Raw genomic sequence first — 19039 nt, forward strand, 5'->3', positions numbered from 1 at the left:
TTGCTCGTGTCATCCAGGCCTACAACTCGACGCCCCGGCGCTGCCTGGGCTACAAAACTCCGGACGAAGTCTTCTATGAAACCGTTGCACTTCAAACGTGACACTGCACTCCCCCGATCCGGGGGAGCGGACAGTTGCTCTGCGATTGCGACGTTTACCTTTGACCACCGACCCGGAGGCCCGCCCGGCGCTGCCCTTGGACAGGCCCGGGACCGTGGCGGAGCACATGAGCCAGACCGGCGCGCGTGGGGAAATTGGCGCCCCCCTTCTTCACCTTTCCTGAAATACTCCCGCCGGAGGCATCTGCCCTCGACGCCCGGACCGTCCGGGGGTGTCAGTCCCGCGCCCGCAGCAGGGTCATCACCGTGTCGCCGTAGGTCTTGTGTTCCAGCAGGGTGAAGCCCTCAGGGGCCACTTGCGGGCCGCGTTCTTCCCAGACGACGAGGGCGTTTTCCGCGATCCAGCCCTGGGAGTGCGCGGTCACCAACGCCCGGGGGCCGAGGTCCTTGCCGTAGGGCGGGTCGAGGAAGATCAGGCTGGCCGGGGTTTCTGCCATCGGGAGGCGGAGGGCGGAGGTGCGGAGGAGGCGGGTTCGGTCCTTGACGCCGAGGGTGGCGATATTGTCGGCCAGGAGTTTCTGCGCCGCCCGCCCGTCGTCGACAAAGGTCACATGGGCCGCGCCCCGCGACAGGGCCTCCAGCCCGAGGGCGCCGGTGCCGGCAAAGAGGTCGAGGACCCGCGCGCCGTCAACCGGATCGCCGAAGCGGCCCCCGTCCAGCATGGAAAAGAGGCTCTCGCGGACCCGGTCGGCGGTCGGGCGCAGATGCGCGCCCGCGTCGCCCTTGCCGAGGGCGGCGAGGCGGCGGCCGCGGAACTCTCCTCCGACGATGCGCATCAGCGCATGAGGGTTTTCAGGTCGATGCCGGGATCGCCCACGGCGGCGGGATCGGGGGATTTGCCCGCGGCCAGCAGACGCTTGGCCACCATAAAGGCGCGTGGGTCGTTCATCGCATCCACGGCCAGCAGACGCGCGCCCGCGTAGTACCAGTGCGAGCGCGCATCGTCGCCATCGCGGACGACGATACGGTCATAGCCGATGTTCAGCCCGGCGATCTGCAATTTGACGTCATATTGATCCGACCAGAACCAGGGTTCGGGCACATAGGTCTTGCCCGCGCCCAGCATGTTGGCGGCGACGCATTCGGCCATGTCGATGGCATTGGGCACGCTTTCCAGCCGCAGCCGCCCCGCGCCATGGGGGAAGCTGGCACAATCGCCCGCCGCCCAGATGCCGGGAACGGAGGTCTGGCCGTGCTCATCCACGGCGATCCCGTTGTCACAGGCGATCCCGGCGGGATCGGCGAGGCGGGTGTCGGGCAGGATGCCGGTGCCGGCGATGGCGAAATCGACCTCGATCACCGTACCGTCGGACAGTTCGGCCCCGGTGACGCAGGTCTCGCCCAGCAGGCGGGTGAGGCCGACGCCTTCGAGGATCTTCACCCCGTGCTGCTGATGCAGGGCGCGGAAGAAATCGGAGGTTTCGGGGGCAGCGACGCGTTGCAGGATACGGTCGGCCAGTTCAACGAGCGTGACCTCCAGCCCCTGTTTGGCGGCGACGGCCGCGGCCTCCAGCCCGATATAGCCGCCGCCGATGATCAACACGCGGCGGCCCTTGCGGACCTGGGGTTCCAGCGTGTCGATATCGGCCAGGGTGCGCACGGTGTAGAGCCCGTCGAGCGTGCCGCCGATGCTGGCGGGCAGCTGACGGGGGAGCGAGCCGGTGGTCAGGGCCAGCTGGTCATAGGACAGGGTGTCCGCGCCGAGGGAGACGGTTTTCGCCACTGGGTCGATGGCGGTGACGGCGGCGCCGGTCCGCAGGGTGATATTGCGTTCGCTGTAGAAGGTGTCGGCCCGCAGGAAGAGGCGTTCGCGCGGCATCTCGCCCAGGAGATAGGCCTTGGAGAGGGGCGGGCGCTGATAGGGCGGGGCGGTTTCGTCGCCGATCAGGGTGATGTGGCCTTCGAACCCGTCATCGCGCAGCTTGGCGGCCAGTGACGATCCGGCCTGCCCGGCCCCGATGATGATGAAATGAGACATCTCTTCCCCCTCTTTCCGCTGGCGGTGATCCGGCACAACGCTATGCTTCCCTCAGGACCAACTGGATAGCGAGAGGCGCGACTGATGGCAATTTCGAAGGGCGACACCCTGCCGGACGCAACATTGATCGAAAACACCGACGGTGGACCCAAGCAGGTTTCGCTGGCGGAGCGGCTGAAGGGCCGGAACGTGGTGATCTTTGCCCTGCCGGGGGCCTTCACCGGGACCTGCACGACGGCGCATGTGCCCAGTTTCATCCGGACGGCGGATCAGTTCCGGGCCAAGGGCGTGGACGAGATCATCTGCCTGTCGGTCAACGATCCCTTCGTCATGGGGGCCTGGGACGGGCAGACCGGCGCGGGTGAGGCCGGGATCACCATGATGGCCGATCCCTCGGCGGAATTCACCAAGGCGACGGGCATGAACTTCACCGCGCCGCCGGTCGGGCTGATCGACCGGTCCAAGCGCTATGCAATGTATGTGGTGGACGGCACGGTCGAGGTGATCCAGGCCGAAGAAAACCCCGGAGTCTGCGAGACGTCCGGCGGCGAGGCGCTGCTGGAGGCGATCTGAGACGGACGAGGCCCGCAGGTCTTCTGTCCTGCGGGCCTCAAGGTTGCGTCGCGGGGACGCGCATAAACCCTACAATCCCCCAGCCACGGTCGGCCTTCTGGCCTGTCTGCAGCAGGTCCGGTTGAATCCGGTCTTGTCGAGCGGTAGTACCGCCGGGTTATGGCGGCAACTATGTGTTGCGTCAGAATCTACGTCAAGAGTCAGCGAATCATCTTTTAACCCGCCCGAAACCCGGTGGCGGACTGCGGCCGAGTGCCTGCTGATCGGGCCCGGGACTGCGGCGGCAGGTCAGGCGAGCTGATCCATCTTGCGGGCCAGTTTGACGTCCAGCGCCGACAAGCCTCCGACGTCATGGGTCGTCAGCTCCACCGTCACGCGGTTGTAGCTGTTGGACCAGTCGGGATGGTGATCCCATTTCTCCGCATAGAGGGCGGCGCGGGTCATGAAGGCGAAGGCCTCGGGGAAGTCCTTGAACTTGAAGGATTTGACCAGGGATGTCTGATCCTCCGACAGCTCCCATCCACTGGATGTGAGCGGGGGCAGCAGCGTGTCGCGCGCCGTGTCTGATAGCAGTTCGGTCAATCCTGTTCCTCCGGTGTGTCGCGGCGGAAGGGGCCGTAGGAGGTGAGGATCTCCATTTCCTCCTCCACGGCCTCCGCCTCTGCCTCCAGGTACTGGCTGATCGCACGGGTGAAGCCGGGATCGGCGAACCAGTGCAGGGATGCGGTCGCGGCGGGCAGGTAACCGCGGGCCAGCTTGTGTTCGCCCTGGGCGCCGGCCTCGACCCGGGACTGGCCCCGGGCGATGGCGGCGTCGATGGCCTGATAGTAGCACAGTTCGAAGTGCAGACAGGGATGGTGTTCAGTACAGCCCCAGTATCGGCCAAAAAGCGTCTCGCGACCGATGAAGTTCAGCGCCCCGGCAATCGGATGGCCATCGCGCAGGGCGAGGACCAGCAGGACGTCGTCGCGCATCATCTCCTGCACCCGGTCAAAGAAATCGCGGGACAGGTAGGGGGTGCCCCATTTGCGGCTGCCTGTGTCCTGGTAGAAGGTCCAGAAGGCGTCCCAGTGCTCGGGCCGCAGATCATCGCCGGTGAGCGCGACGATCTCGCCCCCGAAGGACTGGGCCTGCCTGCGTTCCTTGCGGATGGTCTTGCGCTTGCGGGAACTGAGCGTGGCGAGGAAATCGTCGAAATCCGCGTAGCCGTCGTTGAGCCAGTGGAACTGCTGACTGGTGCGGTGCAGCAGGCCCATGGCCTTGCCCGCTGCGGCCTCGCCTTCGGTGCAGAAGGTGGCGTGGATGCCGGACAGCCCGTTGTCGGAGGCGATCTGGACGGCCCCTTCGACCAGAGCCGCCATGCCCTCCGCCTCGTGCTCCGGGCGGGTCAGGAAGCGGCGGCCGGTGGCGGGGGTGAAGGGGACGGCGATCTGGAGCTTAGGGTAATAGCGGCCGCCCGCGTTTTCATAGGCATGGGCCCAGTTGAAATCGAAGATGTATTCGCCCTGGCTGTGGGATTTGACGTAGAGAGGCGCGGCGGCGATGACCTCCTCCTCCTTGTGGACGGTCAGGTAATGCGGCTGCCAGCCGGTGCCGCGCCCGACCGATCCGCTGTCCTCCAGCGCCTTGAGAAAGCGGTAGGTGGTGAAGGGATCGCGGGGCGGGCCGCCATCCGTGGTCTCGGGACAGGCACAGGCATCCCAGTCCTGCTGGGCAATGGTGTCAAAGCTCCGATGCGCGCGGACTTCCAGCAGGGTGTCGGTGGTGTTTTCGCCGTCCATAGGGGGAGTCTGGGCCATGCTGCGGCGCAATCAAGCGGGGATTGGCGGGAGATAGCCTTCAAAGGTCACATTATCGGCAATTCGGCGGGCTTCGGCCTCCGCTTCGGGCGTGCGGATGGTCCAGCACAGGACGGGCAGGCCGCGCGCCTTGATCCGGGCGACCTCCGGACTGGCGAGGTCATTGCGGTCGTGGCTGATGAATTGCGCGCGGGAGGCGGCGAGATCGGGGATGCCCGCCAGGCGCTCGCGGCGGGCCTTGGGGACCAGGGGCCAATCCTCGGCGTTGAAATCGCAGGTGGTGAGGCCGCAGGGGATGTCCGGGGCCAGCCCGCCAAAGACGCGGACCGAATTCGGGTTGAAGGACATCACCGCCACATCGCCCCGGTAGCCATCAAGCGCCTTGGCCGCCGCCTGTTCCAACCGGCCGATGGCGGGGCCGAGGGCGCCGTCCTGATCCTTGATCTCCACCAGCAGGGGCACCTTGCCGGCGACCTCCTCCAGCACCTGGGCGAAGGTGGGGATGGGATGGGTGCCGCCGGTGAGCGGGATCCGGGTCAGTTCCGCCGCCGGGCGCATCTGGATCGGCCCCTTTTCGGCGGTCAGCCGGGCGAGGTCATAATCGTGAAAGACCATGGCCTCGCCGTCCTGCGACAGCTGCAGGTCGATCTCGATCCCATAGCCCGCCTCGACCGCGGCGCGCACCGCCTCGATCGAGTTTTCCGGGCGGCCGGTGGCGATATCGTGCAGGGCGCGATGCGCGATCGGCCGGGTCAGGAAGGCGGCGGGCAGGGGCATCAGGCGAGCTCGAAGATGCCTTCGATCTCGACCGCGACACCGAAGGGCAGGGCGCCTGCGGAGACGGCGGAGCGGGAGTGGCGCCCGGCGTCGCCCAGCACCTCGACCAGCAGGTCGGAGCAGCCGTTGACGACCTTGGGCTGGTCGCCGAAGTCCTTGGTAGAGTTGACGAACGCGGTCAGTTTCACGACCCGGTTCAGCTTGGACAGATCTCCGCCGCAGGCCGCCTTGGCCTGAGCCAGAAGCGCCAGACCGCAGAGTTTCGCGGCCGCCGCGCCCTCCTCCACCGTCATGTTGTCGCCCAGCACACCTTTGACAAAGCCGTTGGCGTCCATCGACACCTGGCCGGAGACGAAGACGAGATTGCCGCTGACCACATAGGGCACGTAGTTGGCCTGGGGGGCGGGGGTTTCGGGCAGGGTCAGGCCCAGCTCCGTCAGGCGGGATTCGATGGCGTTGGTCATGGGGGCTCCTTTCGCTTTGCCGCGACGCTAGCGGGCGGCGACGCGATTGCAAGCGAAAGGCGCGGGATCAGGTTTCGCGGAAGGCCTTGGCGAAGTAATCGGTGAAGGGCTTCATGAAATAGGCCATGGGCGTGCGGTCATAGGTCTTCACATAGGCCTCGACCGGCATGCCGGGGATCAGGGTCGAGCCTTCCGGCAGCTTCTCCCGCTCGCCCTCGTTGAGGATGATTTCCGCGCGGTAGTAGGAGACGCCCGTCGCCTCATCCACGAAAGCGTCGGCGGAAATCTGGGTGACATGGCCGTCCAGTTCCGGCGTGGTGCGCTGATCGAAGGCGGAAAAGCGCAGGATCACAGACTGGTTGACCTGTAGCTGTTCGATATGAATCGGCTCGATCCGGGCGGCGATGATCAGCGGGCGGTCCTGCGGCACGATGAAGAGCACCGGGTCGGCGGGACGCAGGACGGAGCGTTCGGCAAAGACCTGCAGGCTGTAGACCACGCCGGAGACGGGGGCGCGAATGTCCAGCCGTTCCAGCTGTTCGAGCAGGGCGTTGCGCTGTTCGCGCATCTCCAGCTCGCGGTACTGGATATCGCGCAGGCGGGTGATCGCCTCCTCCCGGCGCTGCGTGCGCAGGTTCAGGATCTGGATGTCGATCTCGGTGATGCGCCCCTCGGCCTGGGCGCGCTGCGCGGTCAGCTCGCCCCGGGCGCCCAACATCTGTGCGGCCTCGCGGCTGAGGCTGGAGACGCGGGAGGCCTGGGCCAAGCCGCGGTCCAGCAGCGATTTTTGATCCGCCAGTTCCTTTTCGATCAGGCTGATCTGCTCGTCCAGGGCGGTGCGCTGCGCGTCGATCCCCTCGATCTGGCTGTCGATCTGGCTGCTGCGTTTGCGCAGCTGTTCAATCTCGGTCGCCATGGAATCACGGCGGGCCTCGGACAGGCGGGCCTGGCCTTCCATGAGTTCGCGCGCACCCTCGTTGGTTCGCGCGACCTCGACCAGCAGCGGGTCGAAGATCACCTCTTCGCGGTTGTCGCGCTCCGCCTCCAGGCGGCCACGGCGGGCCATCAGTTCAAAAAGCTCCCCCTCGGTGATGGCGAGCTGGGAGCGCAGGGTGGTGGCGTCGAGACGGATCAGCAGTTGCCCTGCCTCCACCCGGTCGCCCTCGCGGACGAGGATTTCGGAGACAACGCCGCCGTCGAGGTGTTGCACGACCTGGCGGTTGCGGTCGACCTCCAGCTGGCCGGGCGCGATGACGGCGCCGGAGATCTGGGTGAAGACGGACCAGGTGCCGAAGCCGCCGACGAGGACGACAAGAGACAGAAGTCCGATGGTCAACGGCGCGCGGGCCGACCAGGTTTTTTCCGCGGATTTCATCGCAGACCCCCCTGTCCGCCGACGCGGACCTGTTCATGATTTTTCAGCACTTGCTGCAACACTTCGTCCCGCGGGCCATAGGCGACGCGGCTGCCACCGTCGAGCATCAGGATCATGTCGCATTCCTGAATGGCCGCCGGGCGGTGCGCCATGATGAGGGCCGATTTCCCGGCCTCCTTCATCAGGCGGATCGCCTTGTTCAGGGCCATGCTGCCCTCGTTGTCGAGGTTGGAGTTGGGTTCGTCGAGGACCAGGATCATCGGGTCGTGGTACATGGCGCGGGCCAGGCCGATCCGCTGGATCTGCCCGCCGGAGAGGCGGCCGCCGGAGGCGTCGATCTGGGTATCGTAGCCATCGGGCATCTTGAGGATCATCTCATGCGCGTCAGCCTTTTTCGCGGCCTCGACAATGGCGGCGGCGTCCGGATCGGCCTCCAGCCGGGCGATGTTGTCGGCGATCGTCCCCTCGAAAAGCTGCACGCGCTGCGGCAGGTAGCCGATGTATCGGCCCAGCACCGTGGGATCGTAGTTGTCCAGCGCCGCGCCGTCGAGCCGGACCTTGCCGCCGGCCGGGCGCCAGACGCCGGTGATGGCACGCGCGAGGGTGGATTTGCCCGCGCCGGAGGGGCCGATGACGCCGACGGCCTGGCCGGGTTCGACCTTGAACGAGAGCATCCGCAGCGAGGCGACGCTTTCGCCCGGGGGGACGACGGTGAGCTGCATCGCCTCCAGCCGCGCCTGGGGGGCGGGCAGCGGGGTTTTTTCGGCCTCGGGCGGGGTTTCGCCCAGAAGAATCGCGAGGGAGTGCCAGCCGCGCATGGCGCGCTGCACCACCGACCATTGGCCGATGATCAGTTCGATCGGGGCGAGGGCGCGGCCCAGGAGGATGGAGCCGGCGATCATGCCGCCGGGGGTCAGTTCGCCGCGCAGCACGAGGTAGGCGCCGAGGCCCAGCATGGCGGATTGGAGGAACTGCCGGAAGGTCTTGGTCGTCGTGCTGAAACCGCTGGTCAGGTCCGAGGCGGCGATCTGCGAGGTCAGGGCCTTGCCGCGCATGCCTTCCCAACGGGAGAAGGCCGCCTTGCGCATGCCCATGGCAGAGACCAGTTCGCTTTCGTTGCGGATCTGCTCGGCCAGCTTTTCGGATTGCACCATGGTCTGCATGCTCTGCGCCTGCGGGTCCTTGGTGAATATCTGGTTGAAGACCGTGACGATGATCAGGATCCCGCCGCCGCCCAGGGCCATGATGCCGAGCCAGGGGTGGAAAATGGCGATGCTGGCCAGGAAGATCGGGGTCCAGGGGATATCGTAAAGGGCGATCAGCGCGGGTGAGGACATGAAGCGCTGCACCGATTCCAGATCGCGCACCCCGGTTTGCCCGACCTCGTCCTTCTTGAGCGCGGAGCGGCGGATCACCGCGTCAAAGACCCGCTGGTCCAGCTGCGCCTGGAACCGCGCGCCCGCCCGGCTGATGATGCGGGAGCGCACGGTGTCGATGATGCCCATCATCAGAAAGAGGAAGGCGACGATGATCGACAGGCCGATCAGCGTTTCGACCGAGCGGGACCCGAGCACCCGGTCGTAGACCTGCAGCATGTAGAGCGGCCCGGTCAGCATCAGGAGGTTGGAGAACAGGCTGAAGAGGCCGACCGACCAGTAGAGGGAGCGGTTGGAACGCCGGGCCGCGCGCAATTCGCGATAGCCGTTCTGGACTTTGGAGCTGATCATCGGGGGGTACTGCCTGGACGAGAAACATTCATACGGTTTTCGTTCGTATTACTCCGTTGTCGGGGTGCTGTACATCTTTGGATGCGCCTGATGCGACACGGGATGTCGGCGTGGCGTCGCAGATATGCCACAACGGGTGGTGACAGGCTGGCATCACGGGGCATCGGGTGGTAAGGCCGAAAGGGGTGTCGGAGGCAGAGTTTTGAGCGGATCCTTTCATTCTTCGGGTCGCGGGTGCGTGCAAATCCTGGCGTTGTTTGTCGTCGTGGTTCTGGCGGGCTGTGCCCCGCGGGATGTGCCCAGTGGGATCAATGATCCCTGGGAGGCGTCCAACCGGCAAACTCATGAATTCAATAAAAAACTTGATAAATCTTTAATCCGCCCCGCCGGAAATGCCTTTGTCACGTCGATCCCGCAGCCGGTGGTCACGGGCGTGGACAATTTCGCCGACAACCTCGCCGCGCCGTCGATGGTGGTGAACAATATCCTTCAGGCCAATGTCGAGGGGGCGGTGGCCAACAGCTGGCGGTTTGCGATCAATTCGACCATCGGATTGGTCGGGATCTTTGACGTCGCCAGTGCGATGGGCATTCCCGAATACGAGACGGATTTCGGGGAAACCCTGCATGTCTGGGGGGCACAGGAAGGCCCCTATGTGGAACTGCCGGTGCTGGGCCCCTCGACGGAACGCGACACGATCGGGCGGGTGGTCGACCTGTTTACCAATCCACTGAGCTATGTGTTGCCCTCCCCGGAGAAATACGCGGGCACCGCGGCGACCGTGGCCGGGAAGCTCGGCGATCGGGGCCGGTATTCGCAAACCGTGGACAGCGTCTTATATGACAGTGCAGACAGTTATGCGCAGGGGCGCCTGACCTATCTGCAGAACCGCCGCTATCAGCTGAGCGGGGATGCGGGGCTGGGTGATCCCTATGACGATCCTTATGGCGACACAGGTGACCCCTATGACGACCCCTATCTCCAGTAAACTTTCCCGCCGCGGTCTGCTGAGTTCGGCCGCGGCCCTGGCGCTCGTGGCTCCGCTTCCGGTGCTGGCGCTGACGGATGCCTCGGCGCGGCGGCTGGTCGACGGGATCGTGGGCGAGATCAACCGGGTGATCGCCTCCGGGGCGTCGCTGGCTAGCATGATCAACAGCTTCGAGAAGATCTTTGCCAAATACGCAGATGTGCCGATCATCGCGCAATCGGTGCTGGGCGCGGATGCGCGGCGGGCGAGCCCGGCGCAGATGCAGGCCTATATCTCGGCCTTTCGCGGCTATATCGCGCGGAAGTACGGCAAGAGGTTCCAGGAATTCATCGGCGGACGGATCGAGGTAAGGAGCGTGCGCGAGGTGAAGTCCTGGCACGAGGTGATCTCCACCGCCTATCTCAAGGGGCAGTCGCCCTTTGAACTGAAGTTCCTTGTCTCCGATCGGTCGGGGAAGGAGCTGTTCTTCGACATGGTGATCGAGGGGATCTCGATGCGCCTGTCGGAGAAGACGGAGATCGGGGCGATGCTGGACCGCAACAGGGGCAGCATCGACGGTCTGATCGCCGATCTGAGGACGGCGGGCTAGCGGCGCGCCCCCCCCCCCCCGTGGCCGGTCGGCCCGGCGCCGGATGGCGCCGCGCCCGGTTCAGTTCCGAATACCGAAGATGTTCCGGATCAGCCGTTCCAGCGGGTCCTGCCGCTGCGGGTTTCTACCGGGTGAGCCGTTGTTGTTGGCCACCGGGTCCGGCGCGGGTGGCTCCGGGCGGGACATGGGCAGGGGATTGGCGGGCAGGCCTTCGTGGACGCGGACCATGACCTCGCGCCAGATTTCCGCCGGAAGGCCGGAACCGGTGACGCCGGTCAGGGGCGTGTTGTCGTCGTAGCCCATCCAGACGCCGGCGACGTAATCCGCGCTGAACCCGATGAACCAGGCGTCACGGGCGGCGGAGGTCGTGCCGGTCTTGCCCGCGACCTCGCGGTCGGGGAGGGCCGCGCGGCGGCCGGTGCCCTGGGTGACCACGTTGGTCATCATCCAGATCAGCTCGCGCGCGGCGGCTTCGCGGATCACGCGCTCGCCGATGCCGCCGGCGGCATCCATCAGCGGCTCGTCCTTGCCCTGCAGCCGCAGCTCGACCAGGCCGTAGGGGGTTACCGAAGAGCCGCCGTTGAGGATGCCTGCATAGGCGCCTGTCATCTCCACCAGGGTGGATTCCGACGCGCCGAGGGCCAGGGCGGGGCCCTGAGCCAGATCGGACTGGATGCCGAAATCCCCCGCAACCTTGCGGACGAGATCGAGGCCGACGGATTCCGCGATCTTCACCGCCGGGATATTGAGGGAGCTTTCCAGTGCCCGGGCCAGGGTGACGGTGCCGTGGAACTTGTGATCGTAGTTGTCGGGCGACCAGGGGCCGGAGCCGGGGATGTTGATGGTGTAGGGCGCGTCCTCGACCGTGTCGTACCAGTGATGTCCCAGTTCCAGCGCGGTGGCGTAGACGAAGGGTTTGAAGGCCGATCCGGTCTGGCGCAGGGCCTGGGTGGCGCGGTTGAAGGCGCCGGAGACCTTGGTCTTGCGACCGCCGACCATGCCGCGGACGGCGCCGTCCGCGCTCATCACTACGACGGCGGCCTGGGCTTCGGAGCCCTCCTTGACCTTGGTGGCGAAGACTTCCTTCAGCCCCTCCTCGGCGGCGCGCTGGATGCGCTGGTCGAGGGTGGTGCGGATCACCACGTCCTCGGTCGTCTTGCGGGTCAGGAATTCGGGGCCGGAGGACATCACCCAGTCGGCGAAATACCCGCCGGCCTTCTGTTCTGCGGCTTCGGACAGTTCGGCGGGGTTGTTGCGGGCGGCGCGGGCCTCGGCCTCTGACAGGTAGCCCTGTTCCTCCATCAGGCCGATGATGACGGCGGCCCGGTTCTGCGAGCGCGACAGGTTGGCCGTGGGGGCGTAGCGGGTCGGCGCGACGAGGAGGCCGGCCAGCATGGCGGCCTCGGCCGGGCTGACCTCGGCCGCGGACTTGCCGAAGTAGCGCTGGCTGGCGGCCTCGAACCCGCGCGCGCCGGCGCCGAGGAAGGCGCGGTTCATGTAGATGGTGAGGATGTCGTCCTTGGAATAGGCGGCCTCCAGCGCCATGGCGTAGATCGCTTCGCGCGCCTTTCGGTAGATCGTCGATTCGCGGCAGTCGGCCTCGTAGGCGGCTTCGCTCTCCCAGACCTCCGCATCATAGGGCTGCCCGAGGCAGAGCAGTTTCGCGGTCTGCTGCGTGATGGTCGAGCCGCCGTGACCGGAGAGCGGGCCGCGCCCTTCGCTCAGGTTGATGCGGATGGCGGAGGCGATGCCGCGCGGGGAGATGCCGAAGTGCCGGTAGAAGCGTTTGTCCTCGGTCGCGACGATTGCGTGTTTGAGGTGGGGCGAGACGGTTTCGGTGGTGACGACGCCGCCGAACTGATCGCCGCGCCAGGCAAAGACCTGTCCCTCGTGGTCCATCAGGGTGACGGAACCGCGGGCGCGTCCGTCCAGTTGCTCGGTCAGCGGGGGCAGGGTCGAGGCGGTATAGGCCACGGCGAGGCCGATGATGACAGCGAAGATCAGGCCGAAGCGCCAGCTCAGCCCCCAGACGATGCGGAAGACCCACGCGACGAGCCCGGTGATCCAGCCGATCGGTCCCCGACGCACCTTGCGGGGGGCTGCCTTGCGCCGGGTCTTGCCCTTGTCGGCTGCGCGCGCGGGTTTGGTCGACGCCGCCTTGCCCGAGGAGGGGCGCTTGGCCTTTTTCGAGCCATAGCGGCGATCGGCCACCAGCGGTGGTTTGCGACGTCCTGAATCACTCATGCGGTGCTGCCCGGGTTCTTGTCCTTGCGCCCCGATATACGCCGTCGGAGCGGGAATGTTGAGAAGTTTGGCAGCAAAAGACCGTTATGATGTCGCCCAAAAATTGTGCGGAATGGCGAGGATGGTGAAAAATTGTGCAAATGCGGGGGAAATAATCACCTTCTTTCCCCCCCTTCGCTTCCGGTTCGGGGATGCGGCGGTCTTATCTTTCCGTGCCAAAGGCGGGGTTCGCGCCCCGAGATACGGAAGGGAAAACTCAGTGAAACTCATCATTGCGACAATCAAGCCGTTCAAGCTGGAGGAGGTCCGCGAAGCGCTGACCGAGATCGGCGTGCGCGGTATGATGGTGACGGAGATCAAGGGCTTCGGCTCTCAGTCCGGCCATACCGAAATCTATCGCGGCGCGGAATACGCTGTGAACTTCGTACCGAAGATCAAGCTCGAGATCGCGGTGTCGACAGAAATGGCCGACCAGGTCGTCGAGACAATCACCAACACTGCCAAGACCGGGAAAATCGGCGACGGCAAGATCTTTGTTCTGGATATCCAGCAGGCGGTTCGTGTGCGGACCGGGGAAACCAACGCGGACGCGCTTTGACAGCTGCGGACAGGGAAAGGAAGTAACAATGAAAACTCTCACGAAACTGGGCCTTGCCGCTGCGATGATCGCCGCGCCGAGCCTCGGCCTTGCACAGGACGGCCCCGTTCCGGGAACCAACCCGTCCACGGATACCGTGTTCATCCTGAACTCGCTGCTGTTCCTGGTCGGCGGTTTCCTCGTCTTCTTCATGGCCTGCGGCTTTGCAATGCTGGAAGCGGGCCTGGTGCGGTCCAAGAACGTCACCATGCAGCTGACCAAGAACGTCGCGCTGTTCGGTCTGGCGTCGATCTTCTACTACCTGATCGGCTACAACCTGATGTACCCGCTCGGCACCTGGTCGATCGAGGGCGTGCTGTCCGGCGTCTGGGGCCCTGGTGTTCTTGAAGCTGTCGGCGTGACTGCGGATGCGGCCGACGACTACGGCTATGCCTCCACCGGGTCCGACTTCTTCTTCCAGCTGATGTTCTGTGCGGCAACCGCGTCCATCGTGTCCGGTACGCTGGCAGAGCGGATTAAGCTGTGGCCGTTCCTGATCTTCACGATCATCCTGACGTCCATCATCTATCCGCTGACCGCATCCTGGACCTGGGGCGGCGGCTTCATCAGCGAGGCAGGCTTCTCCGACTTCGCCGGTTCGACGATCGTGCACTCCGTGGGTGGCTGGGCCGCTCTGACCGGTGCGATCATCCTTGGCCCGCGCCTTGGCAAGTTCAAGGACGGCAAGGTGCATCCGATGCCGGGCTCCAACCTGTCGCTCGCCACTCTGGGTACGTTCATCCTGTGGCTCGGCTGGTTCGGGTTCAACGGCGGGTCGCAGCTGGCCATGGGCTCTGTCGGTGACGTTGCTGACGTGTCGCGCATCTTCTCCAACACCAACACGGCGGCTGCCGGTGGTGCGGTTGCGGCGCTGATCCTGTCGCAGATCCTCTACAAGAAGCCGGACCTCACCATGGTGCTGAACGGCGCGCTGGCCGGTCTCGTCTCGATCACGGCTGAACCTCTGGCGCCGTCCCTTGGTGGTGCAACCATCATCGGTGCGATCGGCGGTATCATCGTGGTCCTGACGGTTCCGATGCTCGACAAGCTGAAGATCGATGATGTCGTCGGTGCGATCCCGGTTCACCTGATCTGCGGCATCTGGGGCACCATCGCGGTCGTCTTCTCCAACGGCGACGCATCGCTCGGCACCCAGATCTACGGCATCATCGTGATCGGTGGCGCAACGGTCGTCATGTCCGCCATCGTCTGGTTCATCCTGAAGATGGTCATGGGCATCCGGGTGTCCGAAGAGGACGAGATCAACGGTCTCGACACCGCGGAACTGGGCATGGAAGCCTATCCGGAATTCGCCAAAGGCTGATAGCTCCTCCCATCAGCTTGAACCTGCCCCGGGCGTCCGCGCCCGGGGTTTTCTTTTTTTCGGTGCGTGTGGGTGGTGTGGTGCACGTGGTGCGGGACCAAGGCCGAAGGCCGCCGCACCATCGCCAAGCCGCCCCCTTGGCCCGTCGATTTGGCTGACATGTTCGCCTCGCGCGCAGGTCGCGCCAAAGCGGCCGGAATAAAGGGCTGCCGAAGGACCGTCGGATCGCCGCGCCGCGGCCTGTCGATGGCGCGGCTCGATCCGGAGGGCGCTCAGAGCTTCTTCAGCACGTTTTCGGCGAAGGCCTGGTCGAATTCGGCCTGTTTCTCCGGCGAGGCTTCGGTCTGGTTCTGCGCTTTCCAGTCGTCGTAGGGCATGCCGTAGAAGACCTCCCGCGCCTGGTCCTTCGTCATCTCGAAGCCGCGGTCGTTGGCGGCCTCTTGCATCCAGCGCGAGAGACAGTTCCGGCAGAAGCCCGCGAGGTTCATCATGTCGATGTTCTGTACGTCCGGACGCTCCACCATCAGGTGATTGCGCAGGGTGCGAAAGGCGGCGGCTTCGATTTCGATCTGGGTCTGGCGGTCCATCATGGTCCCTTTCCGGTTGCTTGCCGGGCAGGCTGACAGGCGGCGCGGATTTGGTCAATTGTCCGGGAATGTCATGCGGGCGTCACTTCGTGTGGCAATCGTTGCAGCGGATTGATAGCGTTCACATGACAGCCGGTTGACCGGCGCAGCAGGGGACCCGGATGAGACGGCAGCGCAATACAAAAATCGTGGCGACCCTGGGGCCGTCCTCCTCGGATTACGAGATGATCCGCAAGCTGCACGAGTGCGGCGCGGACGTCTTCCGTCTGAATATGAGCCACGGCAGGCATGACGAGATCCGCGAAAGACACCGCATTATCCGCGAGGTCGAGCGCGAGCTGGAGAGCACCATCGCCATCCTGGCCGACCTGCAGGGGCCGAAGTTGCGCGTCGGCGTCTTCGCCAATGAGGCGGAGGAACTGGAGGAGGGCGCCGCCTTCCGGCTGGATCTGGAGGATCGTCCGGGCGATGCGACCCGCGTGACCCTGCCGCATCCGGAGATTTTCGCGGTGCTGGACAAGGGGGCGAACCTGCTGGTCAACGACGGCAAGATCCGGTTGCGGGTGACGTCCTGTGGCCCGGATTTTGCCGATTGCGAGGTCATTGCGGGCGGAACGATTTCCAACCGCAAGGGGGTCAACGTGCCCGATGTGGTGCTGCCGCTGGCGGCGCTGTCCGAAAAGGACCGGGCGGATCTGGAGTTCGTCTGTCAGCTGGGGGTGGACTGGCTGGCGCTGAGTTTCGTACAGCGCCCGGAAGATGTGCAGGAGGCGCGCAAGCTGGCCGGTGGCCGCGCCGCGATCCTGTCGAAGATCGAGAAGCCCGCGGCGGTGAAGGCCTTTGACGATATCCTGGCGGTGTCGGACGGGATCATGGTGGCGCGCGGCGATCTGGGGGTGGAACTGCCGGTGCAGAACGTGCCGCCGATCCAGAAACAGCTGGTGCGGAAGTGCCGGTCGGCGGCGAAGCCGGTGATCGTGGCGACTCAGATGCTGGAATCGATGATCGAGAGCCCCATGCCGACCCGGGCGGAGGTGTCGGATGTGGCGGCGGCGATCTACGAGGGCACCGATGCGGTGATGCTGTCGGCGGAATCGGCCGCCGGCCAGTACCCGGCAGAGGCGGTGCGCACCATGGATGCCGTCGCGCGGGAGGTCGAGACGGACCCCACTTATCGCGATGTGATCGAGGCCTCGCGCCGGGTGGTGCGCTCCACCGTGGCGGACGGCATTGTCGCCGCCGCGCGAGAGATCGCCGAGACGACCGAGATTGCCGCGATCTGCACCTTCACCCACGGCGGGACGACGGCGCTGCTGACCTCGCGAGAGCGGCCGAAGGTGCCGATCCTGGCGCTGACCCCGCTGCGTGGCACGGCGCGCAAGCTGACGCTGAGCTGGGGGGTGAACTGCTACATGACGGCGGAACTGTCGCGGTTCAAGCAGGCGGTGGTCAATGCGGCCCGGACGGCGCGCAGCCACGGTTTCGCGACGGAGGCGGATCAGATCCTGGTCATGGCCGGTGTGCCCTTCAACGTCCCCGGCTCGACCAACATCCTGCGGGTCGCCCCCTGCGAGGAGCGGCTGATCTTCGCCTCGGATCCGGAGTAGGGCCAGAGGATAGCCCGAGGAGAGACAGGATAGCCGATGGATAGCGACCTGATCATGGTGGCGGGGCTGGTCCTGCTAGTCCTGGCGATCCCCTCGGCGGTGGCGGCCTTTGCGGAGGGACGGCGGCCGCTGGTCGCGCTGGCGGTGGTGCTGGCTGGTGCGGGGGTCTTTGCCTTTGGCTGGTCCGTCCGTCCGCAGCCGATGGCGCTGAGCGAGGTGCCGCATGTGATCTTCCGCGTGCTGGCGCGGGTGATCCCCTGACGCCTGACGATCCGGCGGGGCCCGCCACCGCCTCCCGACGACCGTGGCCAGGGTGATCCAGCCCCGCAGCCCTTTCCGGTCAAGGTGACGCTGCGACCGATTTCCTCTTGCCTTGCTGGCTCTGCGGCCCTATACGGCCCGCTCATCCGCGCGGCCGGTTCAAGTGGCATACCGAGTCGCGTCAATACCCGTTCAAGACCAAGGAGACGGAAATGCCCAAGATGAAGACGAAATCGAGCTGCAAGAAGCGGTTCAAGATTTCTGCCACCGGCAAGGTGATCACCGGCCAGGCTGGCAAGCGCCATGGTATGATCAAGCGCAGCAACAAGTTCATCCGCGACGCACGCGGCACGACGACCCTGTCGGAGCCCGATGCACGCATCATCAAGTCGATGATGCCTTACGACCGCTGATAGGAGGATAGAACATGTCTCGCGTTAAAGGCGGAACCGTCACCCACGCACGTCACAAGAAGGTCCTGAAGGCAGCGAAAGGCTACTACGGCCGCCGCTCCACCACCTTCAAGGTCGCGACCCAGGCGGTCGACAAGGCCAACCAGTATGCAACCCGCGACCGCAAGAACCGCAAGCGGAACTTCCGCTCGCTGTGGATCCAGCGGATCAACGCGGCCGTCCGGGCCCATGACGAGGCGCTGACGTACTCCCGCTTCATCAACGGGCTGTCGCTGGCCGGGATCGAAGTGGACCGCAAGGTTCTGGCCGATCTGGCCGTGCACGAGCCCGATGCCTTCGGTGCCATCGTGGACAAGGCGAAGTCCGCACTGGCCTGATCCACCGGATCGGATTTGAGTTCGGGGCCGTCCTGAAAGGGGCGGCCTTTTTCTGTGTTTGGGGGGGGCGAGCCGGGCGCTTTTGGGGTCACCGCGTGCCCGGGCTGGCGCGGTGTCTCAGCCCGCCATCTGGCCATTCCGGCGCGCCCGAAATCCCTGCACAGTCAACACGACCATCAGACCAAGAACGAGGAGCGTTGCGCCGTGTTTGGAAAGCGTGGCGATACCCGCCAGAGCGCCGACAGGTGGCAGCGCGGCGGGAAAGGCCAGGAGCTGGGCGAGGTTGCAGCTGTTTTCCACGACATCGCAAAGCCCGATGGCCAATGGTGCCAGGTTCAGCCGCATCCTATTGGTGCGCGCCCCGAAGGCGCGGCGGACAAGTGCCGAGATGAGCCAGGCGGCGGTCAGGGAATAGACGAGGATGAACAGGTAATCGACGGCCAGGAAGAGCAGGTAGGCCCGACGCCCCTCTGCGCCCAGGGTGGACAGATGCTGATAGGCTTCGGCGAAGGTGTAGTAGGGCAGCAGATCCAGCAATCCGACGCCTGTCTGCTCAAGCAATACGGGGTGCGAGAAGGGTGCGGGTGATGCGTTGAACAGCCAGAACCCCGCGATCGTTATTGCAAGCCCGACACATATGGTCGCGGCCCGGCTTTGGCGTGAAAGTCGCTGGCTGAGCGTATTGAGTGGATCGAGCATGGTGCCTCCGTGGTGGTGTCGAAGGCGAAACGCTACACCTTGCCCCTAGGGGACGAGTCAACGGGGTATTCGGCGTCGGTTGTCTCGTGCATGGATCCCAGGCGGTCGGTCAATGCGGCAAGGTCGCGGTCGAGCCTTTGTGCATCGGCAATCGCGGTTCGAAGCTCGGCGCGTTTGCTTTCGATCATCTGCAGAACCTTGTCGACGGGCAACATGCGAGAGCAATTTTGCGTCGTCGAAATCTCGCGGATTTCGCGCAGGCTGAACCCCAGTTTCTGTGCTTCGGTGATGACGCACAGCAATTTCTCATCGTCCTGATCGTAGACGCGATAGCTTCCCTTCCGCTTCGGCTCCGGCAGGATCCCAAGCGACTCATAGTGCCGTATCGCCTTGCGGGTTACGCCTGTCCGTCGGGCAAGTTCGCCGATGTACATGCCTTGTGTCCTTTGCCGGGCCTCGGTCGCCGTGATGCGCCAACCGGGTCCGGACCCGTGCCGCGAT

The 19039-nt window shown here is 65.3% G+C and carries 21 protein-coding genes; 9 read left to right on the plus strand and 12 right to left on the minus strand.

Features of this window, described 5'->3' with window-relative positions; translation table 11 throughout:
• Window positions 1–334: 334 nt before the first annotated feature.
• Window positions 335–895, minus strand: a complete 561-nt coding sequence (gene rsmD / locus ACFC2Y_RS16015; RefSeq protein WP_375175841.1) for a 16S rRNA (guanine(966)-N(2))-methyltransferase RsmD — start codon at window positions 893–895, stop codon at window positions 335–337.
• Entirely contained in the window at window positions 895–2097 is a 1203-nt protein-coding gene (locus ACFC2Y_RS16020; protein WP_375175840.1) for an NAD(P)/FAD-dependent oxidoreductase, read from the minus strand. The genes rsmD and ACFC2Y_RS16020 overlap by 1 nt, the downstream gene beginning before the upstream one ends.
• A gap of 84 nt (window positions 2098–2181) precedes the next feature.
• Between ACFC2Y_RS16020 and ACFC2Y_RS16025 the strand changes: the two genes are divergently transcribed.
• Entirely contained in the window at window positions 2182–2670 is a 489-nt protein-coding gene (locus ACFC2Y_RS16025) for a peroxiredoxin (protein ID WP_375175839.1), read from the plus strand.
• Between the two features lie 288 nt (window positions 2671–2958).
• Here the strand turns inward: ACFC2Y_RS16025 and ACFC2Y_RS16030 are convergent, their stop codons facing one another.
• The 6 genes from ACFC2Y_RS16030 to ACFC2Y_RS16055 form a co-directional block, all read right to left on the minus strand.
• Complete coding sequence (locus ACFC2Y_RS16030) at window positions 2959–3252, minus strand: 4a-hydroxytetrahydrobiopterin dehydratase (protein WP_375175838.1); 294 nt, start codon at window positions 3250–3252, stop codon at window positions 2959–2961.
• Complete coding sequence (locus ACFC2Y_RS16035) at window positions 3249–4451, minus strand: GNAT family N-acetyltransferase (protein WP_375175837.1); 1203 nt, start codon at window positions 4449–4451, stop codon at window positions 3249–3251. The genes ACFC2Y_RS16030 and ACFC2Y_RS16035 overlap by 4 nt, the downstream gene beginning before the upstream one ends.
• A 30-nt stretch (window positions 4452–4481) precedes the next feature.
• Window positions 4482–5246 (minus strand): glycerophosphodiester phosphodiesterase family protein, encoded by a 765-nt coding sequence (locus tag ACFC2Y_RS16040; RefSeq protein WP_375175836.1) that lies wholly within the window; start codon window positions 5244–5246, stop codon window positions 4482–4484.
• Entirely contained in the window at window positions 5246–5710 is a 465-nt protein-coding gene (locus tag ACFC2Y_RS16045; protein ID WP_375175835.1) for a RidA family protein, read from the minus strand. Before ACFC2Y_RS16045 ends, ACFC2Y_RS16040 begins: the two co-directional genes overlap by 1 nt.
• A 67-nt stretch (window positions 5711–5777) precedes the next feature.
• Window positions 5778–7085 carry an HlyD family type I secretion periplasmic adaptor subunit gene (locus ACFC2Y_RS16050; RefSeq protein WP_375175834.1) on the minus strand — a complete coding sequence of 436 codons (1308 nt, stop codon included), beginning with the start codon at window positions 7083–7085 and terminating at the stop codon, window positions 5778–5780.
• On the minus strand, window positions 7082–8812 hold the full coding sequence (locus ACFC2Y_RS16055) for a type I secretion system permease/ATPase (protein ID WP_375175833.1): 1731 nt from the start codon (window positions 8810–8812) through the stop codon (window positions 7082–7084). The genes ACFC2Y_RS16050 and ACFC2Y_RS16055 overlap by 4 nt, the downstream gene beginning before the upstream one ends.
• 244 nt (window positions 8813–9056) lie before the next feature.
• Between ACFC2Y_RS16055 and ACFC2Y_RS16060 the strand changes: the two genes are divergently transcribed.
• A complete protein-coding gene (locus ACFC2Y_RS16060; protein ID WP_375175847.1) occupies window positions 9057–9800 on the plus strand; it encodes a VacJ family lipoprotein in 744 nt (247 codons plus the stop codon).
• A complete protein-coding gene (locus ACFC2Y_RS16065; protein ID WP_375175832.1) occupies window positions 9778–10389 on the plus strand; it encodes a phospholipid-binding protein MlaC in 612 nt (203 codons plus the stop codon). The genes ACFC2Y_RS16060 and ACFC2Y_RS16065 overlap by 23 nt, the downstream gene beginning before the upstream one ends.
• Window positions 10390–10449: 60 nt before the next feature.
• Here the strand turns inward: ACFC2Y_RS16065 and ACFC2Y_RS16070 are convergent, their stop codons facing one another.
• The gene (locus tag ACFC2Y_RS16070) at window positions 10450–12633 is read right to left on the minus strand and encodes a transglycosylase domain-containing protein (RefSeq protein ID WP_375175831.1); all 2184 of its coding nucleotides are present in this window, start codon (window positions 12631–12633) and stop codon (window positions 10450–10452) included.
• A 259-nt stretch (window positions 12634–12892) separates the two neighbouring features.
• Between ACFC2Y_RS16070 and ACFC2Y_RS16075 the strand changes: the two genes are divergently transcribed.
• Together ACFC2Y_RS16075 and ACFC2Y_RS16080 are read left to right on the plus strand one after the other, a co-directional pair.
• Window positions 12893–13231 (plus strand): P-II family nitrogen regulator, encoded by a 339-nt coding sequence (locus tag ACFC2Y_RS16075; RefSeq protein ID WP_375175830.1) that lies wholly within the window; start codon window positions 12893–12895, stop codon window positions 13229–13231.
• A gap of 28 nt (window positions 13232–13259) precedes the next feature.
• Complete coding sequence (locus ACFC2Y_RS16080; RefSeq protein WP_375175829.1) at window positions 13260–14594, plus strand: ammonium transporter; 1335 nt, start codon at window positions 13260–13262, stop codon at window positions 14592–14594.
• 272 nt (window positions 14595–14866) lie between these two features.
• Here ACFC2Y_RS16080 and ACFC2Y_RS16085 read toward each other — a convergent pair whose 3' ends face one another.
• On the minus strand, window positions 14867–15181 hold the full coding sequence (locus tag ACFC2Y_RS16085; RefSeq protein ID WP_375175846.1) for a DUF1244 domain-containing protein: 315 nt from the start codon (window positions 15179–15181) through the stop codon (window positions 14867–14869).
• Between the two features lie 161 nt (window positions 15182–15342).
• On the opposite strand from ACFC2Y_RS16085, the gene pyk reads away from it, so the two are divergent.
• The 4 genes from pyk (at window position 15343) to rplT (ending at window position 17839) form a co-directional block, all read left to right on the plus strand.
• Window positions 15343–16788 (plus strand): pyruvate kinase, encoded by a 1446-nt coding sequence (gene pyk / locus ACFC2Y_RS16090; protein WP_375175828.1) that lies wholly within the window; start codon window positions 15343–15345, stop codon window positions 16786–16788.
• A 36-nt stretch (window positions 16789–16824) separates the two neighbouring features.
• Entirely contained in the window at window positions 16825–17049 is a 225-nt protein-coding gene (locus ACFC2Y_RS16095; protein WP_375175827.1) for a hypothetical protein, read from the plus strand.
• A 212-nt stretch (window positions 17050–17261) separates the two neighbouring features.
• Window positions 17262–17462: a 50S ribosomal protein L35 gene (gene rpmI / locus ACFC2Y_RS16100; RefSeq protein ID WP_375175826.1), complete on the plus strand. Its 201-nt coding sequence runs from the start codon at window positions 17262–17264 to the stop codon at window positions 17460–17462.
• 14 nt (window positions 17463–17476) lie between these two features.
• A complete protein-coding gene (gene rplT / locus ACFC2Y_RS16105) occupies window positions 17477–17839 on the plus strand; it encodes a 50S ribosomal protein L20 (RefSeq protein ID WP_375175825.1) in 363 nt (120 codons plus the stop codon).
• 117 nt (window positions 17840–17956) lie between these two features.
• On the opposite strand, the gene ACFC2Y_RS16110 is transcribed toward rplT, so the two are convergent.
• Both ACFC2Y_RS16110 and ACFC2Y_RS16115 read right to left on the minus strand, forming a co-directional pair.
• Window positions 17957–18538, minus strand: a complete 582-nt coding sequence (locus ACFC2Y_RS16110; RefSeq protein WP_375175824.1) for a hypothetical protein — start codon at window positions 18536–18538, stop codon at window positions 17957–17959.
• Between the two features lie 32 nt (window positions 18539–18570).
• The gene (locus ACFC2Y_RS16115) at window positions 18571–18972 is read right to left on the minus strand and encodes a MerR family transcriptional regulator (protein WP_375175823.1); all 402 of its coding nucleotides are present in this window, start codon (window positions 18970–18972) and stop codon (window positions 18571–18573) included.
• Between the last annotated feature and the right edge of the window lie 67 nt (window positions 18973–19039).

Origin of the sequence: Pseudooceanicola sp. (genome assembly GCF_041987405.1) — a bacterium.
GTDB lineage: Bacteria > Pseudomonadota > Alphaproteobacteria > Rhodobacterales > Rhodobacteraceae > Pseudooceanicola.

Coding starts and splice junctions, on each gene's coding strand:
- ACFC2Y_RS16065 (WP_375175832.1), top strand. CDS start 9,778: ATGACGACCCCTATCTCCAGTAAACTTTCCCGCCGCGGTCTGCTGAGT.
- ACFC2Y_RS16085 (WP_375175846.1), bottom strand. CDS start 15,181: ATGGACCGCCAGACCCAGATCGAAATCGAAGCCGCCGCCTTTCGCACC.
- ACFC2Y_RS16050 (WP_375175834.1), bottom strand. CDS start 7,085: ATGAAATCCGCGGAAAAAACCTGGTCGGCCCGCGCGCCGTTGACCATC.
- ACFC2Y_RS16080 (WP_375175829.1), top strand. CDS start 13,260: ATGAAAACTCTCACGAAACTGGGCCTTGCCGCTGCGATGATCGCCGCG.
- ACFC2Y_RS16095 (WP_375175827.1), top strand. CDS start 16,825: ATGGATAGCGACCTGATCATGGTGGCGGGGCTGGTCCTGCTAGTCCTG.
- pyk (WP_375175828.1), top strand. CDS start 15,343: ATGAGACGGCAGCGCAATACAAAAATCGTGGCGACCCTGGGGCCGTCC.
- ACFC2Y_RS16020 (WP_375175840.1), bottom strand. CDS start 2,097: ATGTCTCATTTCATCATCATCGGGGCCGGGCAGGCCGGATCGTCACTG.
- ACFC2Y_RS16025 (WP_375175839.1), top strand. CDS start 2,182: ATGGCAATTTCGAAGGGCGACACCCTGCCGGACGCAACATTGATCGAA.
- rpmI (WP_375175826.1), top strand. CDS start 17,262: ATGCCCAAGATGAAGACGAAATCGAGCTGCAAGAAGCGGTTCAAGATT.
- ACFC2Y_RS16045 (WP_375175835.1), bottom strand. CDS start 5,710: ATGACCAACGCCATCGAATCCCGCCTGACGGAGCTGGGCCTGACCCTG.
- ACFC2Y_RS16070 (WP_375175831.1), bottom strand. CDS start 12,633: ATGAGTGATTCAGGACGTCGCAAACCACCGCTGGTGGCCGATCGCCGC.
- ACFC2Y_RS16040 (WP_375175836.1), bottom strand. CDS start 5,246: ATGCCCCTGCCCGCCGCCTTCCTGACCCGGCCGATCGCGCATCGCGCC.
- ACFC2Y_RS16035 (WP_375175837.1), bottom strand. CDS start 4,451: ATGGACGGCGAAAACACCACCGACACCCTGCTGGAAGTCCGCGCGCAT.
- rplT (WP_375175825.1), top strand. CDS start 17,477: ATGTCTCGCGTTAAAGGCGGAACCGTCACCCACGCACGTCACAAGAAG.
- ACFC2Y_RS16115 (WP_375175823.1), bottom strand. CDS start 18,972: ATGTACATCGGCGAACTTGCCCGACGGACAGGCGTAACCCGCAAGGCG.
- ACFC2Y_RS16055 (WP_375175833.1), bottom strand. CDS start 8,812: ATGATCAGCTCCAAAGTCCAGAACGGCTATCGCGAATTGCGCGCGGCC.
- rsmD (WP_375175841.1), bottom strand. CDS start 895: ATGCGCATCGTCGGAGGAGAGTTCCGCGGCCGCCGCCTCGCCGCCCTC.
- ACFC2Y_RS16110 (WP_375175824.1), bottom strand. CDS start 18,538: ATGCTCGATCCACTCAATACGCTCAGCCAGCGACTTTCACGCCAAAGC.